The 3,964-nt window shown below is 68.6% G+C and carries 3 protein-coding genes and 1 pseudogene; 1 reads left to right on the forward strand and 3 read right to left on the reverse strand.

Annotated elements, in window-relative coordinates; genetic code table 11:
- From ASJ79_RS20135 to ASJ79_RS20145, 3 genes are all read right to left on the reverse strand, one after another.
- Positions 1-883, reverse strand: an 883-nt coding sequence (locus ASJ79_RS20135; protein ID WP_231750946.1) for a serine/threonine-protein kinase, incomplete at its 3' end; no start/stop codon positions are given.
- A 31-nt stretch (positions 884-914) separates the two neighbouring features.
- Positions 915-2,390 carry a D,D-transpeptidase PbpA gene (gene pbpA / locus ASJ79_RS20140; RefSeq protein WP_067959010.1) on the reverse strand — a complete coding sequence of 492 codons (1,476 nt, stop codon included), beginning with the start codon at positions 2,388-2,390 and terminating at the stop codon, positions 915-917.
- Complete coding sequence (locus ASJ79_RS20145) at positions 2,387-3,799, reverse strand: FtsW/RodA/SpoVE family cell cycle protein (protein ID WP_067959014.1); 1,413 nt, start codon at positions 3,797-3,799, stop codon at positions 2,387-2,389. The genes pbpA and ASJ79_RS20145 overlap by 4 nt, the downstream gene beginning before the upstream one ends.
- 39 nt (positions 3,800-3,838) lie before the next feature.
- Between ASJ79_RS20145 and ASJ79_RS34210 the strand changes: the two are divergent.
- Positions 3,839-3,964: pseudogene (locus ASJ79_RS34210) on the forward strand (NAD-dependent deacetylase); the annotation flags it as partial.

The following is a 3,964-nucleotide window of genomic DNA, read 5'->3' on the forward strand; positions in this document are numbered from 1 at the left end:
TGCCGAGGCGCGCACCGTCGCGATGCTCAACCACCCGGGCATCGCCGGGGTGTACGACTACGGCGAGACCGACGGCGTCGGCGAACGGGCCCCCGGACTTGTAGCGCATGCCCGGGTTCTTGACCAGCGTGATCTCGATCAGTTCGCGCACGTTGGGCGGCAGGTCGGCGGGCAGCGGGGGAGGCGTCTCCTTGATGTGCTTCATCGCCACGGTCAGCGCGCCGTCCCCGGTGAACGGGCGCTTGCCCGACACGGCTTCATAGCCGACCACACCGAGGGAGTACACGTCGCTGGCCGCGGTGGCGTCGTGGCCGAGGGCCTGCTCGGGAGCGATGTACTGCGCCGTGCCCATGACCATGCCGGTCTGGGTCACCGGCGCCGCATCGACGGCCTTGGCGATGCCGAAGTCGGTCAGCTTCACCTGCCCGGTCGGCGTGATCAGGATGTTGCCGGGTTTGACGTCGCGGTGCACCAGACCCGCCGAATGCGCCACCTGCAGCGCCCGCCCGGTCTGCTCGAGCATGTCCAGCGAGTGGCGCAGCGACAGCCGGCCGGTGCGTTTGATCACCGAGTTCAGCGGTTCGCCGTTGACCAGCTCCATCACCAGATAGGCGGTGCGTCCTTCGCCGTCGATGTCGGTCTCGCCGTAGTCGTACACCCCGGCGATGCCCGGGTGGTTGAGCATCGCGACGGTGCGCGCCTCGGCACGGAACCGCTCGACGAACTCCGCGTCGGTCGAGTACTCGGCCTTGAGGACCTTGATCGCGACCCGGCGGCCCAGCCGGGAGTCGACGCCTTCCCAGACCTGACCCATACCGCCGGTCGCGATGAGCCGCTGCAGCCGGTAGCGGCCGGACAGCGTGACACCTACGCGGGGACTCATTGCTCGCCTCGCTGCGCTCGGCTTCGGTGGCTCATGAGGCCTCCCGCAGCGCGGCCGCGATCGTCGCGCGCCCGATCGGCGCCGCGAGGGCGCCACCGGTCGCCGACAGGCGGTCTCCGCCGTTCTCGACAAGCACCGCGACCGCGACTTTGGGTGCCTGAGCAGGTGCGAAGGCGATGTACCAGGCATGCGGCGGCGTGTTGCGCGGATCCGTGCCGTGCTCCGCAGTGCCGGTCTTGGATGCGATCTGCACGCCGGCGATGGCTCCCTTCTGCTGAGTCACCTGCTCGGCGGCGACCATCAAGTCTGTAAGTGTATCTGCGACCTGCTCGGTGACTGCCCGCCGCTCTTCGGTAGGGGTGGTGGTGGCGATGTTGGCCAGGTCCGGTCCCTTGAGGTTTTCCACCAGGTAAGGACGCATGGTCACACCCTTGTTCGCGACGGTGGCCGCGATCATCGCGTTCTGCAGCGGTGTCAGCGCGACGTCGCGCTGGCCGATGCTCGACATGCCGAGCGCCGCGTCGTCGGCGATCGGCCCGACGGTGGATTCGGCCACCTGCAGCGGGATGGCCGGCGGGGCCGCGCCGACCCCGAAAGCGCTTGCGGTGCTGCGTAATTGGTCGGCGCCGGTGTCGATGCCGAGCTGGACGAACGCGGTGTTGCAGGAGTTCGCGAACGCGTTCTGCAGCGACGTCGTCGGGCCTCCTCCGCAGGGGGTGCCGCCGAAGTTCTCCAGCGTCGCGGTGCTGTCCGGCAGCGGGATCTGCGGGGCCGCGGTCACCTGGGTGTCCGGGGTCGCGCCGGCCTGCAGCGCGGCCGCGGTGGTGATCACCTTGAACGTCGACCCGGGCGGGTAGGTCTCCGAGATCGCACGGTTGAGCAGCGGCGAATCCGGGTCGTCACGCAGCTGCTCCCAGGCCTCGGCCTGCTCGGCGACGTCGTGGGTGGCCAGCAGGTTCGGGTCGTACGACGGCGACGACACCAGCGCCAGGATCTTGCCGGTCGACGGCTCCAGAGCCACCACCGAGCCCTTGCACGGCCCGTCGCAGCCCTTCTCCATCGCGTCCCAGGCGGCCTGCTGCACCTGCGGGTTGATGGTGGTGGAGACGTTCCCGCCGCGGGGGTCGCGGCCGGTGAAGAAATCGGCGAGCCGCCGCCCGAACAGCCGCTGGTCGGAACCGTTGAGCACGGTGTCCTCGGCGCGTTCCAGTCCGGTGCTCGAGTAGCTCAGCGAGTAGAACCCGGTGACCGGTGCGTACGTCAGCGGGTTGGGGTAGACGCGCAGGAACCGGAACCGGCCCTCCGTCGCGACCGAGTAGGCGAGCAACTGGCCGCCCGCCGAGATCTGGCCGCGCTGGCGGGAGTACTCGTCGAGCAGCACCCGCTGATTGCGCGGATCCGAGCGCAGACCGTCAGCCGTGAACACCTGGGTCAGGGTGGCGTTGGCAAGCAGCAGCACGACCAGACCCATGATCATGACGGAGATACGGCGCAGCGAGGTGTTCATGCCTTCTGGATCACCTCGGTGTTGGCGGCCGCGATGTTGCCGGACGGCAGGGCCCGGATGCCGAGGGGACGCCGGGCGGTGTGGGAGATGCAGATCAGGATGGCCAGCAGCAGATAGTTGGCCACCAGCGACGAGCCGCCGTAGGACATCCACGGCGTGGTCAGCCCGGTCAGCGGGATCAGCTTGGTGACGCCGCCGACGACGATGAACAGCTGGATCGCCAGCGTGGCGGCCAGGCCGGCGGCGAGCAGCTTGCCGAAGCTGTCGCGCACCGCGATCGCGGTGCGCAGCCCCCGGATGACCACGATGGTGTAGAGCATCATCACCGCCGAAAGCCCAACCAGCCCAAGCTCTTCCCCGACCGCCGCGATGATGAAGTCCGTCGACGCGGCCGGTACCGTGCCCGGTTGTCCGTTACCCAGACCGGTCCCGAAGATGCCGCCGGTGGCAAAGCTGAACAGCGACTGCACCATCTGGTAGCCCGCGCCGTCGGGGTCGGCGAACGGGTCGCGCCAGGTCTGCACCCGGACCCGGACGTGGTCGAAAAGGTAGTAGGCCACCACACTTCCGGCGGCGAACAGCCCCAGCCCGAGCACCACCCAGCTGAAGCGCTCGGTCGCGATGTAGACCATCACGAGGAACGACGCGTACAGCAGCAGCGACGTGCCGAGGTCCTTCTCGAAGATCATCACCCCGATCGAGGCGATCCACGCCGCCAGCAGCGGGGCCAGATCCCGCGGCCGCGGCAGATCCATTCCGAGGACGTGCTTTCCGGCGCTGGTGAACAGGTCGCGCTTGGACACCAGCACCGCGGCGAAGAAGATCAGCAACAGGATCTTGGAGAACTCCGCAGGCTGAATCGAGAAGCCCTCGAACTGAATCCAGATCTTGGCGCCGTTCTGCTCGGACATCGAGCTTGGCAGCACCGCCGGGATGGCCAGCAGGACGAGACCGCTGAGCCCGCAGACGTAGCCGTACCGGGACAGCATGCGGTGGTCGCGCAGAAAGATCACCACGGCGGAGAAGCCGATCACCCCGGCCAGCGTCCACAGCATCTGCTGATTGGCGGTGCCGCCCAGACCCTGGGCGGTGGTGGCGCCCTCCGCGAGGTCGAGGCGGTGAATCATCACCAGCCCCAAGCCGTTCAGCAGCGCGACGACGGGCAGCAACAGCGGGTCGGCGTACGGGGCGAAGCGGCGCACGGCCAGGTGCGCACCGGTGAACAGGGCCAGATAGGCGACGGTGTACTGGATCAGATCCCAGCGCAGCCCCTGCTCCTGATTGGCTTCGACGAGCAACAGGGCCACCGTGGTGATCAGCGCGGCGAAACCGAGCAGGAACAGTTCGGCGTTCCGGCGAGTCGGCAGCGGAGGCGTGACCGCGACGGCGGGCTGCGGCTGGGTCGTCACGAGACTTCCCGGCAGTTCGTTCCCGGCTCAGGTGGTGGCGGCGGCATCGCGGTCGCCCCCGACGCCGACGCCGTGGTGTCCGACACGGCGTCCTTCCGAGTGGTGGACTGCCCGCTCTGTGACGGCATGCTCAAACCGGACATCGTGTACTTCGGCGAAAACGTG

It is taken from the genome of Mycobacterium sp. NAZ190054 (assembly GCF_001545925.1).
Taxonomy (GTDB): domain Bacteria; phylum Actinomycetota; class Actinomycetes; order Mycobacteriales; family Mycobacteriaceae; genus Mycobacterium.